The following is a 21,058-nucleotide window of genomic DNA, read 5'->3' on the forward strand; positions in this document are numbered from 1 at the left end:
GCGGCGCGGTTCCTCATCTTCAACATTTCATGTCCCGTCGCAGCGGCGGGGCGAGAGTACGCATGGCGATTGACGACCTGCTCGACGAGCACGAACAAAGCGAACGCGTCCGCACTTGGCTCAGGAAGAACGGCGCCGGCCTGATCGGCGGCATCGTCCTGGGCCTCGGCGCGATCATCGGCTGGCAATGGTGGACCAAGCAGCGCTCCAGCGATCTGGCCCAGGCCAATGCCCGCTACGAAGCGGTGCTCAAGAGCATCCAGGCCAATCAGCTGGACAAGGCCGCCAAGGACATGGCCGAGCTGCAGCAGGGGTCGACCAACATCTACGCCGAACTGGCCGCGCTGCGCCTGGCCAAGGCGCAGGTCGATGCCGGCAAGTCCGATGCCGCGTTGACCACGCTGCGCGGGCTCAAGACCGACGGCGAAATGAAGGTGATGGTCGACCATCGCGTGGCGCGGCTGCTGATTTCCGGCGGCAAGCCGCAGGACGCGCTGCCGCTGGTGGCTTCGGCCACCGATTCGCAGGGCCTGGAAATTCGCGGCGATGCGCTGATCGCGCAGGGCAAGCGCGACGCGGCGCGTGACGCGTACGCCAAAGCGCTGACCAGCCTGGACGTGGCCTCGCCGCAGCGGCGCGTGGTCGAAACGAAATTGATGGATGCGGGCGGCAGCGTGCCGAATGCCGCGGAGCCGATCTGATGAAGGTAGTCATGTTCAAGCGTGTCGCCACCGTGGCCCTGCTGGGTCTGGCGTTGTCGGGCTGCACCACGGTCAAGGGCTGGTTCGCCGGCAAGGATGCGGCTGCCAAGAAGGCCGCCGAGCCGGCCGAACTGGTGAAGTTCACCCCGTCGGTGAAGGTGGTGAAGCTGTGGTCCACCGACGCCGGCAAGGGCGAGCGCCGCATCGGCGTGCGCCAGCACCCGGTGGTGGCCGACGGCAAGGTGTATGCGGCCGCGACCTCCGGCACGGTCTACGCGCTGGATTTGCAGACCGGCAAGACCATCTGGGAATACGACGCCAAGCAGGCGCGCAAGCAGAAGCTGGCGCAGGTCGAGGACCAGCCGAAGAGCCAGGTCGAGAGCGAGTCCGGCAAGAACCTGACCAAGGACGAGCGCGCCGCCTACAAGCAGCGCCTGCGCAACGAGAAGCAGCAGGCCAAGGAGCGCAAGCGGCTTGAGAAGAAGCGTCCGCTGCCGCGCTTCGCCGGCGGCCCCGGCGTGGGCGATGGCCTGGTGGTCGTCGGTGCGCTGGATGGCGAGGTGATCGCACTCGATGCCGCCAGCGGCACCGAGAAGTGGCGCGCCAAGGTGCCCAACGAAGTGATCGCCGCACCGGTGATCGCGCAGAACACGGTGTTCGTGCGCAGCAACGACGGCCGCACCACGGCTTTCGATGCCGCCACCGGCCAGCAGCGCTGGTTCAACGCGCAGGAATTGCCGAGCCTGACCGTGCGCGGCAACGCGCCGGTGGTGGCGGGTCCGGGCGTGCTGTTCATCGGCAACGACGACGGCACCCTGGCCGCGCTGGCGATGCAGGACGGCCGCGTGCTGTGGGAGCAGACCATCGGTGCGCCGGAAGGCCGTACCGAGCTGGAGCGCATGGCCGACGTCGACGGCGCCCCGGTGCTCGACGGCACCACGCTGTTCGCGACCAGCTTCAAGAACCAGACCGTGGCACTGGAAGGTCCGAGCGGCCGTCCGCTATGGAGCCGCGATCATGGCGGCGCCGGCGGAGTCGGCGTGAGCTCCGGCAACGTGGTGGTGGCCGACAACGCCGGCACCGTGTGGGCGCTGGACAAGGCCTCCGGATCGGCGATGTGGTCGCAGCCGGCGCTGGCGCGCCGTTCGCTGACCGGCGTGGCGATCCAGGGCGACTACGCCGTGGTCGGCGACTACAAGGGCTATCTGCACTGGCTCCGGCTCGATAACGGCGAGTTCGCTGCGCGCGAGCGGGTCGGGCGCCAGCCGCTGGTGGCGCAGCCGGTGGTCGCGGACGGAATTCTGCTGATGCAGAACACGAAAGGCGACCTGACCGCGTTCCGGTTGGGTCAATAACAAGAGAAGGATGTCGCGATGCTGCCGCTGGTCGCCCTGGTTGGACGGCCGAATGTCGGCAAGTCCACGCTGTTCAACGCGCTGACGCGCAGCCGTGACGCGCTGGTCCACGACCAGCCCGGCGTCACCCGCGATCGCCACTACGGGGTCTGCCGGCTGCAGCCGGAAACCCCGTTCGTGATCGTCGATACCGGCGGTATCTCCGGCGAAGAGGAAGGCCTGGCCGGCGCCACCGCCGAGCAGGCGCGCGCCGCGGCCGGCGAGGCCGATCTGATCCTGTTCGTGGTCGACGGCCGCGAGGGCTCGTCCTCGCTCGACGACGAGATCCTGGCCTGGTTGCGCAAGCTGGCGCGGCCGACCCTGCTGCTGATCAACAAGATCGACGGTACCGACGAGGACCAGGTGCGTGCCGAGTTCGCGCGCTACGGCCTGGGCGACGCCATCGCGGTTTCCGCAGCGCACCGCCATGGCATCGACGACCTGCTCGAGGAAGTCCTGGAGCGGTTGCCGGAAGAGGGCGCCGGCGAAACCCTGGACACCGATCCGGCGCGCATGCGCATCGCCTTCGTCGGTCGCCCGAACGTCGGCAAGTCGACCCTGGTCAATCGCCTGCTGGGCGAGGAGCGCATGATCGCTTCCGAGGTTCCGGGCACCACCCGCGACTCGATCGCGGTGGACCTGGAGCGCGACGGCCGCCTGTACCGGCTGATCGACACCGCCGGCCTGCGTCGCCGCGGCCGCGTCGAGGAGGCGGTGGAGAAGTTCAGCGCGTTCAAGACGCTGCAGGCGATCGAGCAGTGCCAGGTGGCGGTGCTGATGCTCGATGCCGGCGAAGGCGTGACCGACCAGGACGCGACCGTGCTCGGCGCGATCCTCGATGCCGGCCGCGCCCTGGTGGTGGCGATCAACAAGTGGGACGGGCAGAGCGACTACCAGCGCGCGCAGGCCGAAGATCTGCTGTCGCGCAAGCTCGGCTTCGTGGCCTGGGCCGAGGCGGTGCGTATTTCCGCCAAGCATGGCTCGGGCATGCGCGAGCTGTTCCAGGCGATCCATCGCGCACACGCCTCGGCGGTGCGCGAGTTCAGCACCAGCGAAGTCAACCAGGCGCTGGAAATCGCCTACGAGAGCAATCCGCCGCCGAGCATCCGCGGACACGTCTCCAAGCTGCGCTACGTGCATCCGGGCGGCAGCAATCCGCCGACCTTCATCGTCCACGGCACGCGCCTGAAGGTGCTGCCAGAATCGTACAAGCGCTACCTGGAAAATTTCTTCCGCAAGCGCTTCAAGCTGGTCGGCACGCCGGTGCGCTTCATGTTCCGCGAAGGCGCCAACCCTTACGAAGGCAAGAAGAACGTGCTGACCGAGCGCCAGATCGCCAAGAAGCGGCGTTTGATGAAGCACGTCCGCGGCAAGTAGCCGCACGATGGACCCGCAGCGCGCAATCACCCTCGGCATTCTCGCCGGTGGCCGCGCGCAGCGCCTGGGCGGATACGACAAGGCCTGGCTGCAACGCGGCGGGCAGGCGCAGGTGGAGTGGCTGGTACAGGCGCTGGCGCCGCGGGTGTCTGCGGTGCTGGTCAGCGCCAACCGCAGCTTGCCGCGCTACGCCGCCATTGGATTGAAGGCCGTGCCGGACCGCGTCGCGGCGCCGGCCGGGGCGGAGCGTTCGCTGGGGCCGATCGCCGGGCTGGATGCACTCGCCGCCGCCTGTGCCACGCCCTGGTTGCTGACTGTGCCGGTCGACCTGTGCGTGTTGCCGCCGGATCTGCTCGCAAAGCTGGCCGCAGCCGCTGAGGAGTGCGACGGTGCCTGGGTCGAGGATGCCGACGGCGCGCAGCCGCTGGTGGCGCTGTACCGGTTGTCCGCGCTGCGCCCGGCGCTGGAGGAGGCGCTGGCGGCCGCCCGCTACGCGCCGCGGGCATTGCAGCAGCGCCTGCGGATGGGGCCGGTGGCGCTGCCGGAGATCGTGCTGGGCAACCTGAACACGCCGCAGGACCTGGCCGCAGCGGGTATCCTGCCGCCACCATGACCGACTATCCCTCCCGGATCGCCTACACCGACGCGTTGGCGATCGTCGCTGCCGCTGCGCGTGCCCGTCCCGTCAACAGCGAGCGCCTGGCGGCGTCGCGCGCCGATGGCCGCATCCTGCTGGAACCGCTGGATGCGCCGATCGACCTGCCGCCGTTCGCCAACAGCGCGATGGACGGTTTCGCGCTGCGCCATGCCGACCTGGCCCCTGGGGCGCCGACCGACTTGCGCCTGGCCGGCGAGCAGTTCGCCGGCGCCGATCGGCAGCAGGCGCTCGCGACCGGCGAATGCCTGCGCATCACCACCGGCGCGCCACTGCCGGCCGGGGCGGATACGGTGGTGATCAAGGAGAACGTGCACGAGCACGATGGCGTGGTGCAGGTCCCGGCCGAGATCGCCGCCGGCGCGCACGTGCGGGCGCGCGGCGAGGACGTGCGTGCCGGCGAGCGCGTGCTCGAGGCCGGCATGCTGCTGACGCCCTCGCGCATCGGCCTGGCGGCGGCCTTGGGCATGGACCAGCTGACGGTGGCGGCGCGGCCGACCGTGGCGGTATTCGCCACCGGCGACGAACTGGTCGAGCCGGGCATGCCGTTGCAGCCGGGGCAGATCTACAACAGCAACCGCGACATGTTGATGGCGCAACTGCGCCTGCTCGGCCTGGCGCCGACCGCCTGGCCGACCCTGCCGGACGATCCGCAGCGCATCCAGGCCATGCTCGCCGATGCGGCCTCGGCATTCGACGTGGTGCTGACCTGCGGCGGCGTCTCTGCCGGCGAGAAGGACTACCTGCCGCGGCTGCTGGCCGAGCATGGCCGCATCCTGTTCTGGAAGGTGCGCATGCGCCCGGGCATGCCGCTGCTGTTCGGCGAGTGGGATCGCGCCCTGTTCCTGGGCCTGCCGGGCAATCCGGTGTCGGTGCTGGCGACCTTCCTGGCGATCGGGCGACCGTTGCTGGATGCCCTGCAGCGTCGCAGCGAGCCGCACCGGACCTGGCGCGCACGGCTGGCGGCCGGCTGGGACAAGCGCCACGACCGGCTGGAGTTCCTGCGTGGGCGCATGCGCTGCGATGCGCGGGGCCAGCTGTGGGCGGAACCGAATCCCGCGGACGGCTCGCATCGCCTGCGCGGCGCCGCCGACAGCGACGTGCTGCTGCGGCTGGAGGAGGGCGCGCGCCAGTTCCAGGCCGGCGACGTGGTCGAGGTGGTGCCGTACTGAACTGCGCCGCGGACGGCGGACGCGCGCCCGGTTTGCGCCGATAATGCGCGCATGGGCATTCGAGAACTGACCCCCGCACAGGCGCAGGCGCGGCAGGCGCAGGGCGCGCGCTTGATCGACATTCGCGAGGAGCACGAGCGCGCCACCGGCATGGCCGAGGGCGCGCAGGGCGTGGCGCGCGCGCAGTTGCAGGCCGACCCGGCCGCCTATCTTGGCGCCGACACCGAGGTGCTGCTGATCTGCCAGAGCGGCAAGCGCTCGCACGACACCGCGGTGTTCCTGGAGCAGGCCGGCTACACGCAGGTCGCCTCGGTGCTGGGCGGTACGACGCGCTGGCAGCGCGAGGGCTTGTCGCTGCAGCGGCCGCCGCTGGCGCCGGAGCAGGAAGACTTCTTCGACCGCTATTCGCGGCATCTGCGCCTGCCCGAAGTCGGGGTCGAGGGCCAGCGCCGGCTGCAGGCCGCGCGCGTGCTGCTGGTCGGTGCCGGCGGCCTGGGGTCGCCGGCCGGTTTCTATCTGGCTGCGGCCGGGGTGGGGCAGTTGCGCATCGCCGACGACGACGTGGTCGAGCGCAGCAACCTGCAGCGGCAGATCCTGCATGGCGATGCGCGGATCGGCCAGGCCAAGGTGGACTCGGCCGCTGCGAGCCTGGGCGCGTTGAACCCGGGCGTGCGGGTGGAGGCGGTGCGCGAGCGGGTCACCGCGGACAACGTCGAGCGGCTGCTGCAGGACGTGGACGTGGTGCTGGACGGTTCGGACAATTTCCCTGCGCGTTACCTGCTCAACGATGCCTGCGTGAAGCTGGGCAAGCCGCTGGTGTACGGCGCGGTGCAGCGTTTCGAGGGCCAGGTCAGCGTGTTCGACGCCGGCCGCCGGCGCGGCCAGGCCCCATGCTACCGCTGCCTGTTCCCGGAGCCGCCGCCGCCGGAATTCGCGCCGAACTGCGCCGACGCCGGCGTCCTCGGGGTGCTGCCCGGCATCGTCGGCCTGCTGCAGGCCAACGAGGTCTTGAAGCTGTTGCTCGAGATCGGCGAGCCGCTGCGCGGTCGCCTGCTGCACTTCGACGCACTGGCGATGCGCTTCCGCGAAACCCGCCTATCTGCCGATCCGCAGTGTCCGCTGTGTGCGCCGGAGCGGCCGTTTCCTGGCTATATCGACTACGCGCAGTTCTGTGGTGCTGAGGATTAGCTGCCACTAGGTGTCGCTGTTCGCGGCGGCACCCGGACCCTCATCCGCCCCTGCGGGGCACCTTCTCCCGGTGGGAGAAGGGAAGCGAGGTCTCGGTGGCTGAAGCAGTGCCGTGCACGCTTTAAGCCCCTCTCCCCCCGGGAGAGGGGTTGGGGTGAGGGTACGGCGCGAAGCGCACTCGTGGTGCCAGCCTGCAGTAGCTATCGCTGTGCGTGACGGCACCCGTACCCTCATCCGCCCCTTCGGGGCACCTTCTCCCGGTGGGAGAAGGGACGCGGGTCTCGGTGGCTGAAGCAGTGCCGTGCACGCTTTAAGCCCCTCTCCCCCGGGAGAGGGGTTGGGGTGAGGGTACGGCGCGAAGCGCACTCGTGGTGCCAGCCTGCAGTAGGTGTAGCTGTGCGCGGCGGCGCCCGTACCCTCATCCGCCCCTTCGGGGCACCTTCTCCCGGTGGGGAGAAGGGGAGTGGGTCTCGATGGTTGAAGCAGTGTCGCGCACGCTTAAGCCCCTCTCCCCCGGGAGAGGGGTTGGGGTGAGGGTACGGCGCGAAGCGCACTCGTGGTGCCAGCCTGCAGTAGGTGTCGCTGTGCGCGGCGGCACCCGCACCCTCATCCGCCCCTTAGGGACACCTTCTCCCGGTGGGAGAAGGGAAACAGGTTCCTGGTGGGAAAAGGAAGGTGTGCTCTGCGCGTTGATCGCACGATCGACATTGGCCGGCAATCGACCGCCTGCATGTCTCAGGCGACGCGTGGTGCGCGAAGCACGCAGTGCGCCGCGTCTCATGTCGCATCCCGCTCCATAGGGATGCTCCGGCGGTGTGCGTAGAATCAGCGCATGACAAGTCCAGCCGACAGCAGCGAATTGATCAAGGTGGTGGCGCTGCTCGGCGCGGCCGTGGTGGCGGTTCCCGTGTTCCGCCGGCTTGGCCTGGGCTCGGTGCTCGGCTATCTTGCTGCCGGTCTTGCGATCGGGCCGTTCGGCCTGGGCTGGTTTTCCGATCCGCAGGCGATCCTGCACGTCGCCGAACTGGGCGTGGTCATGTTCCTGTTCGTGATCGGCCTGGAAATGCGGCCCTCGCACCTGTGGAGCCTGCGCAAGCAGATCTTCGGTCTGGGCACCGCGCAGATCATCGTCTGCGCGAGCGTGCTGACCGGCGTCGGTCTGGCCTTCGGCTTTCCGCTGCCGGTGGCCTTCATCGCCGCTTCCGGCTTCGTGCTGACCTCCACCGCGGTGGTGATGCAGTTGCTCGGCGAGCGCGGCGACATCGCCTTGCCGGCCGGGCAGAAGATCGTCGCGATCCTGCTGTTCGAAGACCTGTTGATCGTGCCGCTGCTGGCGGTGGTGGCGTGGATGGCGCCGGTGCCGGCGGATGCCTCGGCGCCGTCGCGCTGGATCGGCATCGGTGTCGGCGCCGCGGCGATCGTCGGCCTGCTGGCGGCCGGGCGCTGGCTGCTGAACCCGCTGTTCCGGCTGCTGGCCGCGGCCAAGGCGCGCGAGGTGATGACCGCGGCGGCCTTGCTGGTGGTGCTGGGCGCGGCGCTGCTGATGCAACTCGGCGGGCTGTCGATGGCGATGGGTGCGTTCCTGGCCGGCGTGCTGCTGTCCGAATCGACCTTCCGTCACCAGATCGAAGCCGACATCGAACCGTTCCGCGGCATCCTGCTGGGGCTGTTCTTCCTCGGTGTCGGCATGGCGCTGAACCTGGCGGTGGTGGCGGCCAACTGGACGCTGATCCTCAGCGGCGTGCTCGCCTTCATGGCCGCCAAGGCCGCGTGCATCTACCTGGTCGCGCGGCTCACCGGCAGCGGCCACGCGCAGGCGCTGGATCGTGGCGTGCTGATGGCGCAGGGCGGCGAGTTCGCCTTCGTGCTGTTTGCCGCCGCCAGCGGCGCCGGCGTCATCGATGCGCAGATCAACGCCAACCTGACCGCCATCGTGGTGCTGTCGATGGCGCTGACCCCGTTGTTCGTGCTGCTGTACCGGCGCTGGGCGCCGGTGGAAGTGCCCTCCATGGAAGGCGTGGACGCGGCCGACGGCCTCACCGGCAGCGTGTTGATCATCGGTTTCGGCCGCTTCGGCCAGGTCGCCAGCCAGTCGCTGCTGGCACGCGACGTGGACGTGACCATCATCGACAACGACATCGAGATGATCCAGAGCGCGGCCAAGTTCGGCTTCAAGATCTACTACGGCGACGGCACGCGCCTGGACGTGCTGCACGCGTCCGGCGCGCACAGCGCCCGCGCCATCGCGGTGTGCGTCGACAACCGCGAGGCGGCCAACCGCATCGTCGAGCTGGCCACGCATGAGTTTCCGCACGCCAAGCTGCTGGTGCGCTCCTACGACCGCGAGCATGCGCTGGAATTGATCGCCGCCGGCGTCGACTATCACATTCGCGAGACCTTCGAATCGGCGGTCGAGTTCGGCCAGGCCGCGCTGGTCGAACTGGGTATGGACGAGAGCGAGGCGCGCTCCATCGCCCGCGAGATCCGCCGCCGCGATGCCGAGCGACTGGAACTGGAGGTCGCCGCCGGCGACGTGCGTGCCGGCAGAGGCCTGATGTACGGCAACATCACCCCGGTGGTGCCGACGCCCACCCCGTTCACGCCGCCGCGGCGCGAGAGCCGCACGCTGAATCCGGAAGGCGTGCCGGTGACCGAACCTGTGCAGGAGCGCGACGGCACTTAGCCGCCATCGTTAGCGGGAGTTGTAGGAGCGGCTTCAGCCGCGACAGTGCCTTCCCGGGAACGCCTGGTCGCGGCTAAAGCCGCTCCTACGACAGGCGCCCAGTCTCAGCGCAAGAACGCCTGCAGCGCCTGCACGTAGCCAGGATCGTCGCTGATGTCGTTATGGTCGGCCTGCGCGAAGGCGACCACGGTCGGGCGCTGCGGCAGGGCCTTGAGCAGCGCATCGGTGCTGGCCGGCGGCACCACCTGGTCGTGGCCGGCACGCAGCACCAGCAGCGGGCCACGATAGCCGCGCAAGGCGGTGGCCGAGTCGTAGCGATCGCGCAGCAGCCAGCGCACCGGGACCCACGGATAGTGCGCCTGTGCCGCCGAGACCAGGCTGTCGAACGGCGTCACCAGCGCCAGCCGCGACACCGCGCGGCGCGCCGCCAGCTGGCTGGCCACGCCGCTGCCCAGGCTGCGCCCGAGCACCGCGATCTGTGCCTGCGGCTGCGCGGCGCGCACATGGTCGTACAGCGCCAAGGCGTCGCCGACCAGTGCGGTCTCGCTGGGTGTGCCATCGCTGGCGCCGTAGCCGCGATACGCGAGCAGGTAGAGGCTGTGGCCGGGCAGGGCGGCCTGCAACTGCGCGCGTGCCGAACGCAGGTCCTCGGCATTGCCGCCGAAGTACAGCAGCACCTTGTCGCGGCCGGGAGTGACCTGCCAGCCGCGCACCTGTACGTCCGCACCGCGTCGCAGCGCGAAGTCGGTCTGCGCCGGCGCCACCCGCGTGCCCTGCGGGAAATACAGCAGGTCGCGCTGGCCCCGGTAGAGCAGGGCGCAGACGCTCAGATAGGCGATGGCGAGGATGGCGAGGGCAATGGCGGCGTAGCGCAGCATCACTAGCCGTGCTTGCGCTGCGCCTCGGCGAAGGCGGCCAGTTGCTCCGGTGTGGCCTCGGCCTGGTGCTGCGCCTTCCAGTCGGCGAACGGCATGCCGTAGACGCGCTCGCGCGCCTGCTCCTTGCTCAAGTCTTCGCCTTCGGCGGCCGCCGCCTCGCGGTACCAGTCGGCCAGGCAGTTGCGGCAGAACCCGGCCAGGATCATCAGGTCGATGTTCTGCACGTCGGGACGGTCCTGATTGAGGTGCTGCAGCAGGCGGCGGAAGGCGGCGGCCTCGATGCGGGTGGTGTCGGTCATGGCGGAATCGGGGACAATGGACATCCCCCGACTCTACACCCGCCCGCCCCGATGACCGATTCCGCGCCCGTCTCCTCCGTCCCGGCCCGCATCCTCGACGGGCGCCGCATCGCCGAAGACCTGCTCGACGAGCTCAAGGCACGGGTCGACGCGCGACTGGCGGCCGGGCAGCCGCGGCCCGGGCTGGCGGTGGTGCTGGTGGGCGGCGACCCGGCGTCCGCGGTGTACGTGCGCAACAAGCGCCGTGCGGCCGAGAAGGTCGGCATCGAGGCGTTCGACTACGACCTGCCGGCCGGTACCAGCGAAGCCGAACTGCTGGCGCTGATCGACCGGCTCAATGCCGACCCCAAGATCCACGGCATCCTGGTGCAATTGCCGCTGCCGGGCATTCCCGATGCCAGCCGGCTGATCCACCGCATCGATCCGCGCAAGGATGTGGACGGCTTCCATCCGGAGAACGTCGGCCACCTGGCGCTGCGCGAATTCGGCCTGCGCCCATGCACGCCGCGCGGCATCGTCACCCTGCTGGCGCACACCGACCAGCCGGTGCGCGGGCGCAATGCCACCATCGTCGGCGTCAGCAACCACGTCGGCCGGCCGATGGCGCTGGAACTGCTGATCGCCGGCTGCACGGTCAGCTGCTGCCACAAGTTCACCCCGCCGGAGGTGCTGCAGGCACGGGTGCGCGACGCCGACATCCTGGTGGTGGCGGTGGGGCGGCCGGGGCTGGTCCCGGGCGAGTGGGTCAAGCCGGGTGCGGTGGTGATCGACGTCGGCATCAACCGCCTGGACGATGGCCGCTTGGTCGGCGACGTCGGCTTCGACGCGGCGGCGCAGCGCGCCAGCTGGATCACCCCGGTGCCGGGCGGGGTCGGGCCGATGACCGTGGCCACGCTGATGCAGAACACGATCGAGGCCGCCGAGGCCGCTGATGCGGCCGGGATTCGGGATTCGGGATTGGGGATTCGTTGAAGGCAGTGCGCGGGATTGGGGAGTGGGGATTGGGGATTCGTTCAAGCAACGGCAGAAGCACGGGCACGGGCCATCCGGGGTGCATCCGGTATCGGCAGGCTATCGAATCGGTCGTCTGACAGCCCGGCAAACGGCGCGGCCGCGCGAGGCGCTGCCTTGACGAATCCCAATCCCGACTCCCCAATCCCCGCCCCAATGCGTTAAAATGCCGCGCTTCCCCACACTCGGGTCCGCCGATGCTCCGCATCCAGGCTGAAGCTCTCACCTACGACGACGTTTCGCTCGTCCCCGCCCATTCGACCGTCCTGCCCAAGGACGTCAGCCTGGAAACCCGGCTGACCCGCGACCTGCGCCTGAAACTGCCGATCCTCTCGGCCGCGATGGACACGGTCACCGAGCACCGCCTGGCGGTGGCCATGGCCCAGCTCGGCGGCATCGGCATCATCCACAAGAACCTGACCCCGGCGCAGCAGGCCGCCGAAGTGGCCAAGGTCAAGAAGTTCGAGGCCGGCGTCATCACCGAGCCGTTCACGGTCGGTCCGGAGACCACCATCGGCGAGGTGCTCAAACTCACCCGCGCCCGCAACATCTCCGGTGTGCCGGTGGTGGACGGCAGCGAGCTGGTCGGCATTGTCACCAGCCGCGACATGCGCTTCGAGAAGAAGCTCGACGATCCGGTCCGCCACATCATGACCAAGAAGGATCGCCTGGTCACCGTGCGCGAAGGCGCCAGCGACGAGGAAGTACTGCAGCTGCTGCACCGCCACCGCATCGAGAAGATCCTGGTGGTCAACGACGGCTTCGAGCTGCGCGGCCTGATCACGGTCAAGGACATCCAGAAGAAGACCGACAACCCCAACGCCGCCAAGGACGCCGCCACGCGGCTGCTAGTCGGCGCCGCGGTCGGTGTCGGTGGCGATACCGAACAGCGCATCGAACTGCTGGCCGCGGCCGGCGTGGACGTGGTGATCGTCGACACCGCGCACGGCCATTCGCAGGGCGTGATCGAGCGCGTGGCCTGGGTCAAGAAGACCTACCCGCAGTTGCAGGTGATCGGCGGCAACATCGTCACCGGCGACGCCGCCCTGGCGCTGATGGACGCCGGCGCCGATGCGGTCAAGGTCGGCGTGGGTCCGGGCTCGATCTGCACCACGCGCGTGGTTGCCGGCGTCGGCGTGCCGCAGATCACCGCGATCGATATGGTCGCCGAGGCGCTGCAGGACCGCATCCCGCTGATCGCCGACGGCGGCATCCGCTATTCCGGCGACATCGGCAAGGCGCTGGTCGCCGGCGCCTCCACGGTGATGGTCGGTGGCCTGTTCGCCGGCACCGAGGAAGCCCCGGGCGAAGTCGAACTGTTCCAGGGCCGCAGCTACAAGAGCTACCGCGGCATGGGCAGCCTGGGCGCGATGGAGAAGGGCAGCAAGGACCGTTACTTCCAGGACGCCTCCGACGCCGACAAGCTGGTGCCGGAGGGCATCGAAGGCCGCGTGCCGTACCGCGGCCCGCTCAGCGGCATCATCCACCAACTGATCGGCGGCCTGCGCGCGACCATGGGCTACGTGGGCTGCGCCACCATCGAGGACATGCGCACCAAGCCCAAGTTCGTCACCATCACCGGTGCCGGCCAGCGCGAGAGCCACGTCCACGACGTGCAGATCACCAAGGAACCGCCGAACTACCGCATGGGCTGATGCCCATGCGCGGGATTGGGGATTCGCGATTGGGGATTCGTCGCCCGCCGCGTCTCCACCGGCCGTGCGCAGCGCGGCCCCCCGCTGTTGCGAATCCCAACTCCCGAATCCCGAATCCCGGCCCCAGATGACCAACATCCACAGCGACAAGATCCTCATCCTCGATTTCGGTGCGCAGTACACGCAGTTGATCGCGCGGCGCATCCGCGAACTCGGCGTGTATTGCGAGATCTGGGCGTGGGACCACGATCCGGCCGAGATTGCCGGCTTCGGCGCCAAGGGCATCATCCTCTCCGGCGGCCCGGAATCGACCACGCTGCCGGGCGCGCCGGCCGCGCCGCAGGAAGTGTTCGACAGCGGCCTGCCGATCTTCGGCATCTGCTACGGCATGCAGACCCTGGCCGCGCAGCTCGGCGGCGCCACCGAAGCGGCGGACCAGCGCGAGTTCGGCCACGCCGAAGTCGAGGTGGTCGCTGCCGATGCGCTGTTCTCCGGGCTGACCGATCACGCAGGCGCGTCGCGTTTGAATGTGTGGATGAGCCATGGCGACCACGTGTCGCAGGTGCCGCCGGGCTTCACCATCACCGCCGTCACCGACCGCATCCCGGTCGCGGCCATGGCCAACGAGGCCAAGCGCTGGTACGGCGTGCAGTTCCATCCGGAAGTCACCCACACCCTGCAGGGCCAGACCTTGCTGCGCCGCTTCGTGGTCGACGTGTGCGGCTGCGCCACGCTGTGGACCGCGGCCAACATCATCGACGACCAGATCGCCCGCGTGCGCGCCCAGGTCGGCGACGACGAGGTGATCCTCGGCCTGTCCGGCGGCGTGGATTCGTCGGTGGTCGCCGCGCTGCTGCACAAGGCGATCGGCGACAAGCTGACCTGCGTGTTCGTCGACACCGGCCTGCTGCGCTGGCAGGAAGGCGACCAGGTGATGGCGATGTTCGCCGAGCACATGGGCGTCAAGGTGATCCGTGTCAACGCAGCGGACCGCTACTTCACCGCGCTGGCTGGCGTCAGTGATCCGGAAGCCAAGCGCAAGATCATCGGCAACCTGTTCGTGGAGATCTTCGACGAAGAGTCGAACAAGCTCCGCAACGCCAAGTGGCTGGCGCAGGGCACCATCTATCCGGACGTGATCGAGTCGGCCGGCAGCAAGACCGGCAAGGCCCACGTCATCAAGAGCCACCACAACGTCGGCGGCCTGCCCGAGCACATGAAGCTGGGCCTGGTCGAGCCGCTGCGCGAACTGTTCAAGGACGAAGTGCGGCGCCTGGGCGTGGAACTCGGCCTGCCGCGCAGCATGGTCTACCGCCATCCGTTCCCCGGCCCCGGCCTGGGCGTGCGCATCCTCGGCGAAGTGAAGCGCGAGTACGCCGAACTGCTGGCCAAGGCCGATGCCATCTTCATCGACGAACTGCGCAAGGCCGACCTGTACGACAAGACCAGCCAGGCCTTCGCCGTGTTCCTGCCTGTGAAGTCGGTCGGCGTGGTCGGCGACGCCCGCGCCTACGAGTGGGTGATCGCCCTGCGTGCGGTGGAGACCATCGACTTCATGACCGCGCACTGGGCGCACCTGCCGTACGACTTCCTCGGCACGGTGAGCAATCGCATCATCAACGAACTGCGCGGCGTCTCTCGCGTGGTCTACGACATCAGCGGCAAGCCGCCGGCGACGATCGAGTGGGAGTGAGGTTGATTTATAAGTCATTGATTAATTGAAGAATAATATTCTCAATAACTATGTCTCCCGCATTGTCAATGGTGTTTTTCATGGCATGTTGAGAGGCGGATCATAAAATAAATACTGATACCATGAGGGCGAGCCTAGTGCTGTCATGGTATCGGGCAACTTTCATGGATTTACCGCATCCCCGAAGATAACGTTGCTGACCATTTCCGCACCGAGGAAGTCGATTAGCATGTTTGGATTTGCAAGATCTTCTCTTGTCAGTGCTGCGATCGCTTGACCAACTACTATCTCCCAAGGTTTCTTGCAACCGGCGACGTCGCAGATGAGGTTACGGATTTTTTTTATCTTCTTGTGCCGTAGGCGGTCGCTCGATCCGGCGATCTCCTCAATCAAAGCGGTGTCACGATGCTCTGGATTGTCCTTGATCCATTTCCTTGATGTGGCGATGAAGTCTTCCCAGGTCGTGTCCATTAAGGCAAGACATGAGTCAGTCAATAGAGCATTCTCGATCGCGTAGCACTCGAGACGGTAACGCTTGAGGGGTGGGCGGTGTTCGAGCGGCTGGTCCACCACACCGTCGCCGTCGCGAATCGAAAAGGCGACTGGGTTGTCGTAGAGTGTGTCTAGCAGTTGGATGCAGAAAGTCTCAAGAGCGCCCTGCTGATCGACGCTGGCGGCCAGCACGGGAAAGACTTTGATCCTGCCCTGTGACGTTCTTGCAGCTTGCTGCCAGACGCGCTCATCGTCTTCTCCTTCGAGGATCAGAGCTGCATCATCGCTAAGCGAAAGGGAGAGGGGATGTCCGAGGAATGGAGCAATCTTGCGAAGCTCGGCGCTGGCTGGTTTCAGTTCAACTATATCGACCGCGAAGCTCTTTGTGCCGATCGACACATACGGCGAAGCCGCGAGAGAACAGACTAGCGGGGAGCTGTGTGTGGAGATGCATACGGCTATGCTGTCTGCGTGGTCTTTGAACTCATCAAGCATAGAGATGATTAGCTTGCCAAGCCGTGCCTGCAGATCTGGGTGAAGATGTACGTCCGGCTCGTCCAGGAGGAGTACGTTGAACTTCGCGGGATCAATCGTATCGAAAAAATAGAGAATTTCAGCAGCCAAGGCCACAGCTTCTGATTCGCCGCTGCTGATTTGTTGCGGAGCGATTGTTTCACCATTGAGGAGCGAGCGAAACTCGAAATCGGCATTGCCCATCTCTAGAGAAATATTAGTGAGCAGTTGATTTACTTTGCTTAACCGGTCTGTCTCGAAATTGCGTGTCGGATCCAAGCGGATTTCTGGTGTGCGCGCGAGCCGGCGCAGATAAAGCGTTTCAGCCTCGCGAAAGAGCATCGCCGATGCAGCTTTGAAGTCGCTGGCCTGATTGAATGCCCGCGTTTGCCGCAGCCATTCGGGGTTGTTGCTCATATTTGTGAGGACGTTGCCATCACGCTTGAACGACCCCGCTCGCTCTGGACTGACATACCGGACATAAAATAGCTGCTTACTCTGGCTGGCTATTTCGTCGATATCACGAAAGAAACGGCTCTTTCCCGCGCCGTTGCGGCCCACAAGTATGTTGATGTTGCTCAAGCCGGAGAGGCGTGCGGTTTGGCCAGACAATTCACTTACTTTCAAGGTCGTAACTCCATGTTTCATTGCCGACATACGATATCGAATACACCGACCGGATAGGCACGTCGGGTGTCTCTCTTTGTTCTGACGTCTGCGTTGAGATGGATGATCAGATCCGCAGTTTGGTGTGACCGCCACTGACCCTCGTATGGGCGGATCGACGCAGTTGTTCGCCTGAGTTGCCTATAGGCGGCCCCATTGGTCAGGTATGGTATTTTTCGTGGTATCGGCTAAGTCTGAACTCGCAATGCCTTGATTTAGCGAAGTTTTATCCTCTTCATTGATAGCTGAGTGGGAGTGATCCCATATCCGACCGATCCGTTTCCTGCCCGCAGGGTGGGTGGATGACGACAGGAATCTGGGCGCCGCTTAAGGTTTTCTATTAACTGTCCAGGCAGCGCCGTCTTGGGCGGTTGGCGGCGCTTCCAGGCTGGCCGCAGGCAAGGTGGCGATTCCCTTGCCGAAAGCTAACGGGTTTCCGTGGGGTATCGCCACAGCCATCGCAGAGCCGAAAGCCTAGCGCTTTTTATTGGCGTTGGTACACAACGCCCTGAACCAAGACCTGATCCGGCTCCGGCTGCTCGTCGAAGCGCTGATGCGCCTTGGCGATGGCGGCCTGGTTCTCGTTCGCCCAATGGACCAGTGCCATGACCGGCTTCAATAGCGTGCGTCCCAGGTCGGTGAGTTCGTAATCGACGCGCGGCGGGATCACCGGATACAGCGTGCGCGTGATCAGTCCGTCCCGCTCCAGTCCGCGCAAGGTCAGCGTCAGCATGCGCTGGGAAATGCCGTCGATGCCACGCTTCAATGCGTTGAAGCGCTGCGGGCCGTTCTGCAGCATGGCGACGATGTAGAGACTCCACTTGTCGCCGATGCGATCCAGGATCTGACGGGTGGCCAGACAGCCGCCTGCGTCAGGCGTGGGCGACTCGGCGGGTGGCTCAATGTGACCAGGTGACACGCGTGTGCCTTCTTGTGGGGCAGCGGCACGGACCATACCATCCTTTGTATGGATTCGTAAGTGAGAATCCATCAATTACTCGGTTCTCATTTTATACCTAGGAGTCGTCATGCGCCGTACGCTACTTGTCACGTCCAGCCCGCGCGGGGCGGACAGCCTCTCCACACGCTTCGCTACCCAGATCGCCGAGGGCATCCAGGCTCGCTCTGGCGGTTCTCCGACTGTGCGCGACCTCGCGGCGAATCCGCCGCCGCACATTACGCAGGCCTATATCCAGGGCCGGATTCTGCCCCCCGAAGATCGCACACCGGAGCAGGCCAAGGCGGTGGAGGTCGCGCAGGCGTTGGTCGATGAGTTGCAGGCCGCGGACGTGATCGTGCTCGGCTCGGGCATGGTGAACTTTGGCCCGCCCTCGCAGCTCAAGGCGTGGTTCGATCACGTCACCTGGCCCGGCGTCACGTTCAGCTATGGCGACACTGGACCGAAAGGACTGCTGACCGACAAGAAGGTCTATCTCGTCGCCGCCACGGGCGGCGTGTTCTCGGAAGGTGCATGGGCACCGTTCGATTTTCAGACCAACTACTTGTTGCACCTGCTCGGCTTCATCGGCCTGAGCGATGTCGAGGTGGTGCGTGTCGAAGGCACGGTGCTCGGCCCCGATGCGGTGAATGCCGCCATCGACAAGGCCGCAACGGCCATCACTGCCTTGCTGGCGAAGGCGGCGTGAGCGCATGACCGCCAAAAAGACCATCGCCTTGTTCGGTGCAACCGGGCCGACCGGGCGGCAGCTCATCGATGACGCCTTGAAGCGTGACCATCGGCTGTCGGTCTACACGCGCGACGCCGCGAAGCTTGCCGCGTTCGCGGGAAAGGTCGACATCGTGGTCGGCGATCTGCAGGACCGCAACGCCATTGCACAATGCGTCCGAGGGGCGGATGCGGTCATCAGCGCCCTTGGCCCCAACGGTTTCAAGGTGCAGGGCGACAAGCCGGTCATGCACGGCCTGGCCAACATCATCGCGGCCATGCGGCAGGCCGGCGTGCGCCGCCTCATCCAGATTTCCACTGCCGCCTATCGCGATCCCAAGGATGGGTTTGATCTCGGCTCGCGCGCGAACGCGCTGATGTTCAAGGTGATTGCCCGCAAGGCGTACGACGACATCAAGGCTACGGGCGAACTGATCGCCAACTCGGATTTGGACTGGACACTGGTGCGGATTCCATTCCTTCAGGATGGCCCTGCGAACGGAAAGGTCGATGTGGGTTGGTATGGAACAACCAAGCTCAGTTCGAAACTTTCCCGCGGAAATCTGGCGGATTTTCTGGTGAGGCAGATCACTGACAAGCAGTTCGTGCGGGCCGCGCCTGGCATCGCCAATGGTTGAAGAAGGGAGATCTGGCATGTTGAAAATCGACCTCTATACCGAGATCAGTTGCCCTTGGTGCTTCGTCGGCCATCACCGCCTCGACAAAGTGCTGGCGGAGCGTTTCCCCGACCTGGCCGTGGACATCCGGCAGCATCCGGTCCTGCTGTTGCCGGATGCGCCGGCGAGCGGTCTCTACATTCCCGACTTGCTGCGCTCGCGCTACGGCATCACCGATCCGAAGGCCGCCTTCGCGCGTCCCGAGGGAGAAGCACGCGCGTCGGGCTTCGACCTGGATCTCGGTCGCCAACTCTGGACCTATCCGACCCAGGCCGCGCATGCGCTGATCCTCGCCGCCGCCGGGCGCGACACCCAGCATCGGCTCGCCGTCGCCATCACCGATGCCTACTTCATCGCAGCGAAGAACATCGCCGATGCGGAGGTGCTGGCCGACATCGCAGCCGACCATGGTTTCGACCGCGACCAGGCGCGTGCCATCGCGCTCGATCCTGCGCAGCACCGCCGCGTTGAGGCGGAAGCGGCCAAATCGGCGGATGCCGGTGTCCGCTCGGTTCCTCACTTTGTCTTTGGGGAACGTATTGCGATCAATGGCGGTCGCAACGAGGACGAGATCGCTGCAGCGATACGCGCGGCGTCCGGCTCGGTTCCTCTTTGACGCGTTCGGTCTCCCTCCATTCGATGTCGGACGACAGCACTGCCGACAGGTGCTTGCCGTTCTCCTCGGAGGACCCTGCGTAGGTCCTCCGGATCAGTTCGCGATTGTCGGTCTTCTCAGCCCCAGGGCATTTCGCCGGTGGCGACCTTGGCGCCGATATCGAGGGCCACGCCCATGCCGAGATTCGGGAAGCGCGCTTCCATCGCTGCCTTGAGCGATGCGGCGTCCTTGGCCGTCGCAAGCGCCTCCTCGAAGGCCAGCAGGTAGGCCTTGGTGTGGGCGATGGCCGACAGGTCGGTCGCCGCGTCGGGCGTCAGATGGCCAGGCACGACGATCGCCGGCGCGCGCGCGGCGATCGCATCGAGATTGGCGACCCAGGCAGCACGCTGCGCCTTCGTCTGCGTATCGGCGGTCCAGACATGCACGCCGGAGAAGATCATGACGCCGCCGAACACGGCATGCAGCGACGGCACCCAGAGATAGCGGCGATTGCCCAGGCCCTGGGCCGCGACGATCTCCACCGTCTCGCCATCGACCGACAGCGAGGCGCCGTCGAAGGCCTCGGGCAGGACGATGTCGTCCAGCGTCTGCGGACCGTTCTCCTTGAGCTGCGGCCCCCACACGGCGAGCTTTTTTTCGACGTTGGCCTGGATGGCGGCGAGCGTGTCGGAGGCGGCGATGACCTTGGCCTGCGGGAAAGCTTCGCGCACCGCCTTGAGGCTGAAGTAGTAATCCGGGTCCGACTGGCTGACGTAGATCGTCGTCAGCGTCTTGCCGGTGGCCTTGATCGCCTCGGCCAACGCCTTGCCGTCGGGATAGGTGAAACCGCCGTCGATCAGCAGCGCTTCGGTTGCACCGGTCAACAGCACCGGCGCGCGGAAGAAGCCGTTCTGGCCGGCGGGAAAATGGGTCCAGGTCAATGTGGACGTCTGGCGGTCGTTGGTCATTGCAGGTCTCCTTGGGTTCGAGCGTGCAGTCAGCGGGAATGAAGGGTCTGGGAGCTCAGGCGGCGCGCAGATGCGCGGCCAGGGCGTCGCGGTTGCCGAACAGCACATCGCTCGGCAACAACCGACTGCCGTGGGCGTCGTCGACGACGAGCGTGGGAACGCCCTGTGCACCGAAACGCGCCATCTCGCCGCGTGCGGTATCGATACGCGCACGATAGGCGCCAAGCACCTCGGCGTCGGGCGAGACCACGCGCCGCGCGGCATCGGCAAACCCTGCGCCGGACAGTACCTCCGCCACGACCACGCGATCGGAGGTGTTGCGGCCATCGACATAGCGGGCACGTTGCAGGGTCTTCAGCGCCTCGCGTTCGCGCTCCGGCTCGGTCATGCCAACGGCGATCACGCCGAGCGTCGCGGGAGCCGAATCGAACAGCGTGCCGGTCGCGCCGAGTACCTGGCTGCGGTAGGCCTCGGAAAACGCCTGCCCGGTGAGGCGGGCGATGCGCTGGTCGTTCTGCCAGGCGTAGGCGGCGAAGGACGCCTCCATCGGCCGCGCATTCTCGCCGGCGAACAAGCCGGTGGGGGCGAGCCGCACGGTGACGCCCGGGACCTGCGCAAGCTGGTCCAGGGCCGGGATGGCGCCGTAGCACCACCCACAAAGAGGATCGAAGAGGTAAGTGAGGCGCATGGCGAGATCGCTTGAGAAGGTGCGGCCACCATAGCGAAGCGAGATTGACGGATAAATCGTGTGTAATGCTACAGTCTGTAAGTCATT

At 66.6% G+C, this 21,058-nt stretch carries 19 protein-coding genes; 13 read left to right on the plus strand and 6 right to left on the minus strand.

Annotated features, from left to right (window positions below; all coding sequences use genetic code 11):
- Positions 1-62 precede the first annotated feature (62 nt).
- The 7 genes from GGR66_RS07795 (at position 63) to GGR66_RS07825 (ending at position 9,170) form a co-directional block, all read left to right on the plus strand.
- Positions 63-701: a tetratricopeptide repeat protein gene (locus tag GGR66_RS07795; RefSeq protein ID WP_160969906.1), complete on the plus strand. Its 639-nt coding sequence runs from the start codon at positions 63-65 to the stop codon at positions 699-701.
- Positions 698-2,056, plus strand: coding sequence for an outer membrane protein assembly factor BamB (gene bamB / locus GGR66_RS07800; RefSeq protein ID WP_184448106.1), 1,359 nt, complete (start codon positions 698-700; stop codon positions 2,054-2,056). The genes GGR66_RS07795 and bamB overlap by 4 nt, the downstream gene beginning before the upstream one ends.
- An 18-nt stretch (positions 2,057-2,074) precedes the next feature.
- Positions 2,075-3,472 carry a ribosome biogenesis GTPase Der gene (gene der, locus GGR66_RS07805; RefSeq protein WP_160969902.1) on the plus strand — a complete coding sequence of 466 codons (1,398 nt, stop codon included), beginning with the start codon at positions 2,075-2,077 and terminating at the stop codon, positions 3,470-3,472.
- A gap of 7 nt (positions 3,473-3,479) precedes the next feature.
- On the plus strand, positions 3,480-4,085 hold the full coding sequence (locus GGR66_RS07810) for a molybdenum cofactor guanylyltransferase (protein ID WP_184447863.1): 606 nt from the start codon (positions 3,480-3,482) through the stop codon (positions 4,083-4,085).
- Positions 4,082-5,299 carry a gephyrin-like molybdotransferase Glp gene (glp, locus tag GGR66_RS07815; RefSeq protein ID WP_184447864.1) on the plus strand — a complete coding sequence of 406 codons (1,218 nt, stop codon included), beginning with the start codon at positions 4,082-4,084 and terminating at the stop codon, positions 5,297-5,299. Before GGR66_RS07810 ends, glp begins: the two co-directional genes overlap by 4 nt.
- Before the next feature lie 51 nt (positions 5,300-5,350).
- Positions 5,351-6,487: a molybdopterin-synthase adenylyltransferase MoeB gene (gene moeB / locus GGR66_RS07820; protein WP_184447865.1), complete on the plus strand. Its 1,137-nt coding sequence runs from the start codon at positions 5,351-5,353 to the stop codon at positions 6,485-6,487.
- An 832-nt stretch (positions 6,488-7,319) separates the two neighbouring features.
- Complete coding sequence (locus GGR66_RS07825) at positions 7,320-9,170, plus strand: monovalent cation:proton antiporter-2 (CPA2) family protein (RefSeq protein ID WP_184447866.1); 1,851 nt, start codon at positions 7,320-7,322, stop codon at positions 9,168-9,170.
- A 104-nt stretch (positions 9,171-9,274) separates the two neighbouring features.
- Here GGR66_RS07825 and GGR66_RS07830 read toward each other — a convergent pair whose 3' ends face one another.
- Both GGR66_RS07830 and GGR66_RS07835 read right to left on the minus strand, forming a co-directional pair.
- Positions 9,275-10,048, minus strand: a complete 774-nt coding sequence (locus GGR66_RS07830) for an alpha/beta fold hydrolase (protein WP_184447867.1) — start codon at positions 10,046-10,048, stop codon at positions 9,275-9,277.
- A gap of 2 nt (positions 10,049-10,050) precedes the next feature.
- Entirely contained in the window at positions 10,051-10,347 is a 297-nt protein-coding gene (locus tag GGR66_RS07835; protein WP_017913743.1) for a DUF1244 domain-containing protein, read from the minus strand.
- Between the two features lie 51 nt (positions 10,348-10,398).
- On the opposite strand from GGR66_RS07835, the gene folD reads away from it, so the two are divergent.
- The 3 genes from folD to guaA all read left to right on the plus strand — a co-directional run bounded on the left by folD (position 10,399) and on the right by guaA (position 14,706).
- On the plus strand, positions 10,399-11,319 hold the full coding sequence (gene folD, locus GGR66_RS07840; protein WP_184447868.1) for a bifunctional methylenetetrahydrofolate dehydrogenase/methenyltetrahydrofolate cyclohydrolase FolD: 921 nt from the start codon (positions 10,399-10,401) through the stop codon (positions 11,317-11,319).
- Between the two features lie 236 nt (positions 11,320-11,555).
- A complete protein-coding gene (gene guaB / locus GGR66_RS07845) occupies positions 11,556-13,013 on the plus strand; it encodes an IMP dehydrogenase (RefSeq protein ID WP_160963519.1) in 1,458 nt (485 codons plus the stop codon).
- Positions 13,014-13,140: 127 nt separating this feature from the next.
- Positions 13,141-14,706 carry a glutamine-hydrolyzing GMP synthase gene (guaA, locus tag GGR66_RS07850; protein ID WP_184447869.1) on the plus strand — a complete coding sequence of 522 codons (1,566 nt, stop codon included), beginning with the start codon at positions 13,141-13,143 and terminating at the stop codon, positions 14,704-14,706.
- Between the two features lie 162 nt (positions 14,707-14,868).
- Here guaA and GGR66_RS07855 read toward each other — a convergent pair whose 3' ends face one another.
- Positions 14,869-16,338: an AAA family ATPase gene (locus tag GGR66_RS07855; RefSeq protein ID WP_184447870.1), complete on the minus strand. Its 1,470-nt coding sequence runs from the start codon at positions 16,336-16,338 to the stop codon at positions 14,869-14,871.
- 523 nt (positions 16,339-16,861) lie between these two features.
- The gene (locus GGR66_RS07860; RefSeq protein WP_345776750.1) at positions 16,862-17,296 is read right to left on the minus strand and encodes a helix-turn-helix domain-containing protein; all 435 of its coding nucleotides are present in this window, start codon (positions 17,294-17,296) and stop codon (positions 16,862-16,864) included.
- Positions 17,297-17,405: 109 nt separating this feature from the next.
- Here GGR66_RS07860 and GGR66_RS07865 point away from each other — a divergent pair, with 109 nt between their 5' ends.
- From GGR66_RS07865 to GGR66_RS07875, 3 genes are read left to right on the plus strand one after another with little or no spacing between them, the layout of a single operon-like run.
- Positions 17,406-18,023: an NAD(P)H-dependent oxidoreductase gene (locus GGR66_RS07865; RefSeq protein WP_184447872.1), complete on the plus strand. Its 618-nt coding sequence runs from the start codon at positions 17,406-17,408 to the stop codon at positions 18,021-18,023.
- Between the two features lie 4 nt (positions 18,024-18,027).
- Positions 18,028-18,681, plus strand: a complete 654-nt coding sequence (locus tag GGR66_RS07870) for an SDR family oxidoreductase (protein ID WP_184447873.1) — start codon at positions 18,028-18,030, stop codon at positions 18,679-18,681.
- 16 nt (positions 18,682-18,697) lie between these two features.
- Positions 18,698-19,336 carry a DsbA family protein gene (locus tag GGR66_RS07875; protein ID WP_184447874.1) on the plus strand — a complete coding sequence of 213 codons (639 nt, stop codon included), beginning with the start codon at positions 18,698-18,700 and terminating at the stop codon, positions 19,334-19,336.
- 116 nt (positions 19,337-19,452) lie between these two features.
- On the opposite strand, the gene GGR66_RS07880 is transcribed toward GGR66_RS07875, so the two are convergent.
- Entirely contained in the window at positions 19,453-20,283 is an 831-nt protein-coding gene (locus tag GGR66_RS07880) for an MBL fold metallo-hydrolase (RefSeq protein ID WP_221236370.1), read from the minus strand.
- Between the two features lie 55 nt (positions 20,284-20,338).
- Positions 20,339-20,971: a DsbA family protein gene (locus tag GGR66_RS07885; protein ID WP_184447875.1), complete on the minus strand. Its 633-nt coding sequence runs from the start codon at positions 20,969-20,971 to the stop codon at positions 20,339-20,341.
- Positions 20,972-21,058: the final 87 nt, after the last annotated feature.

It is taken from the genome of Xanthomonas sp. 3498 (assembly GCF_014199795.1).
GTDB classification, from domain to species: domain Bacteria; phylum Pseudomonadota; class Gammaproteobacteria; order Xanthomonadales; family Xanthomonadaceae; genus Xanthomonas_A; species Xanthomonas_A rydalmerensis.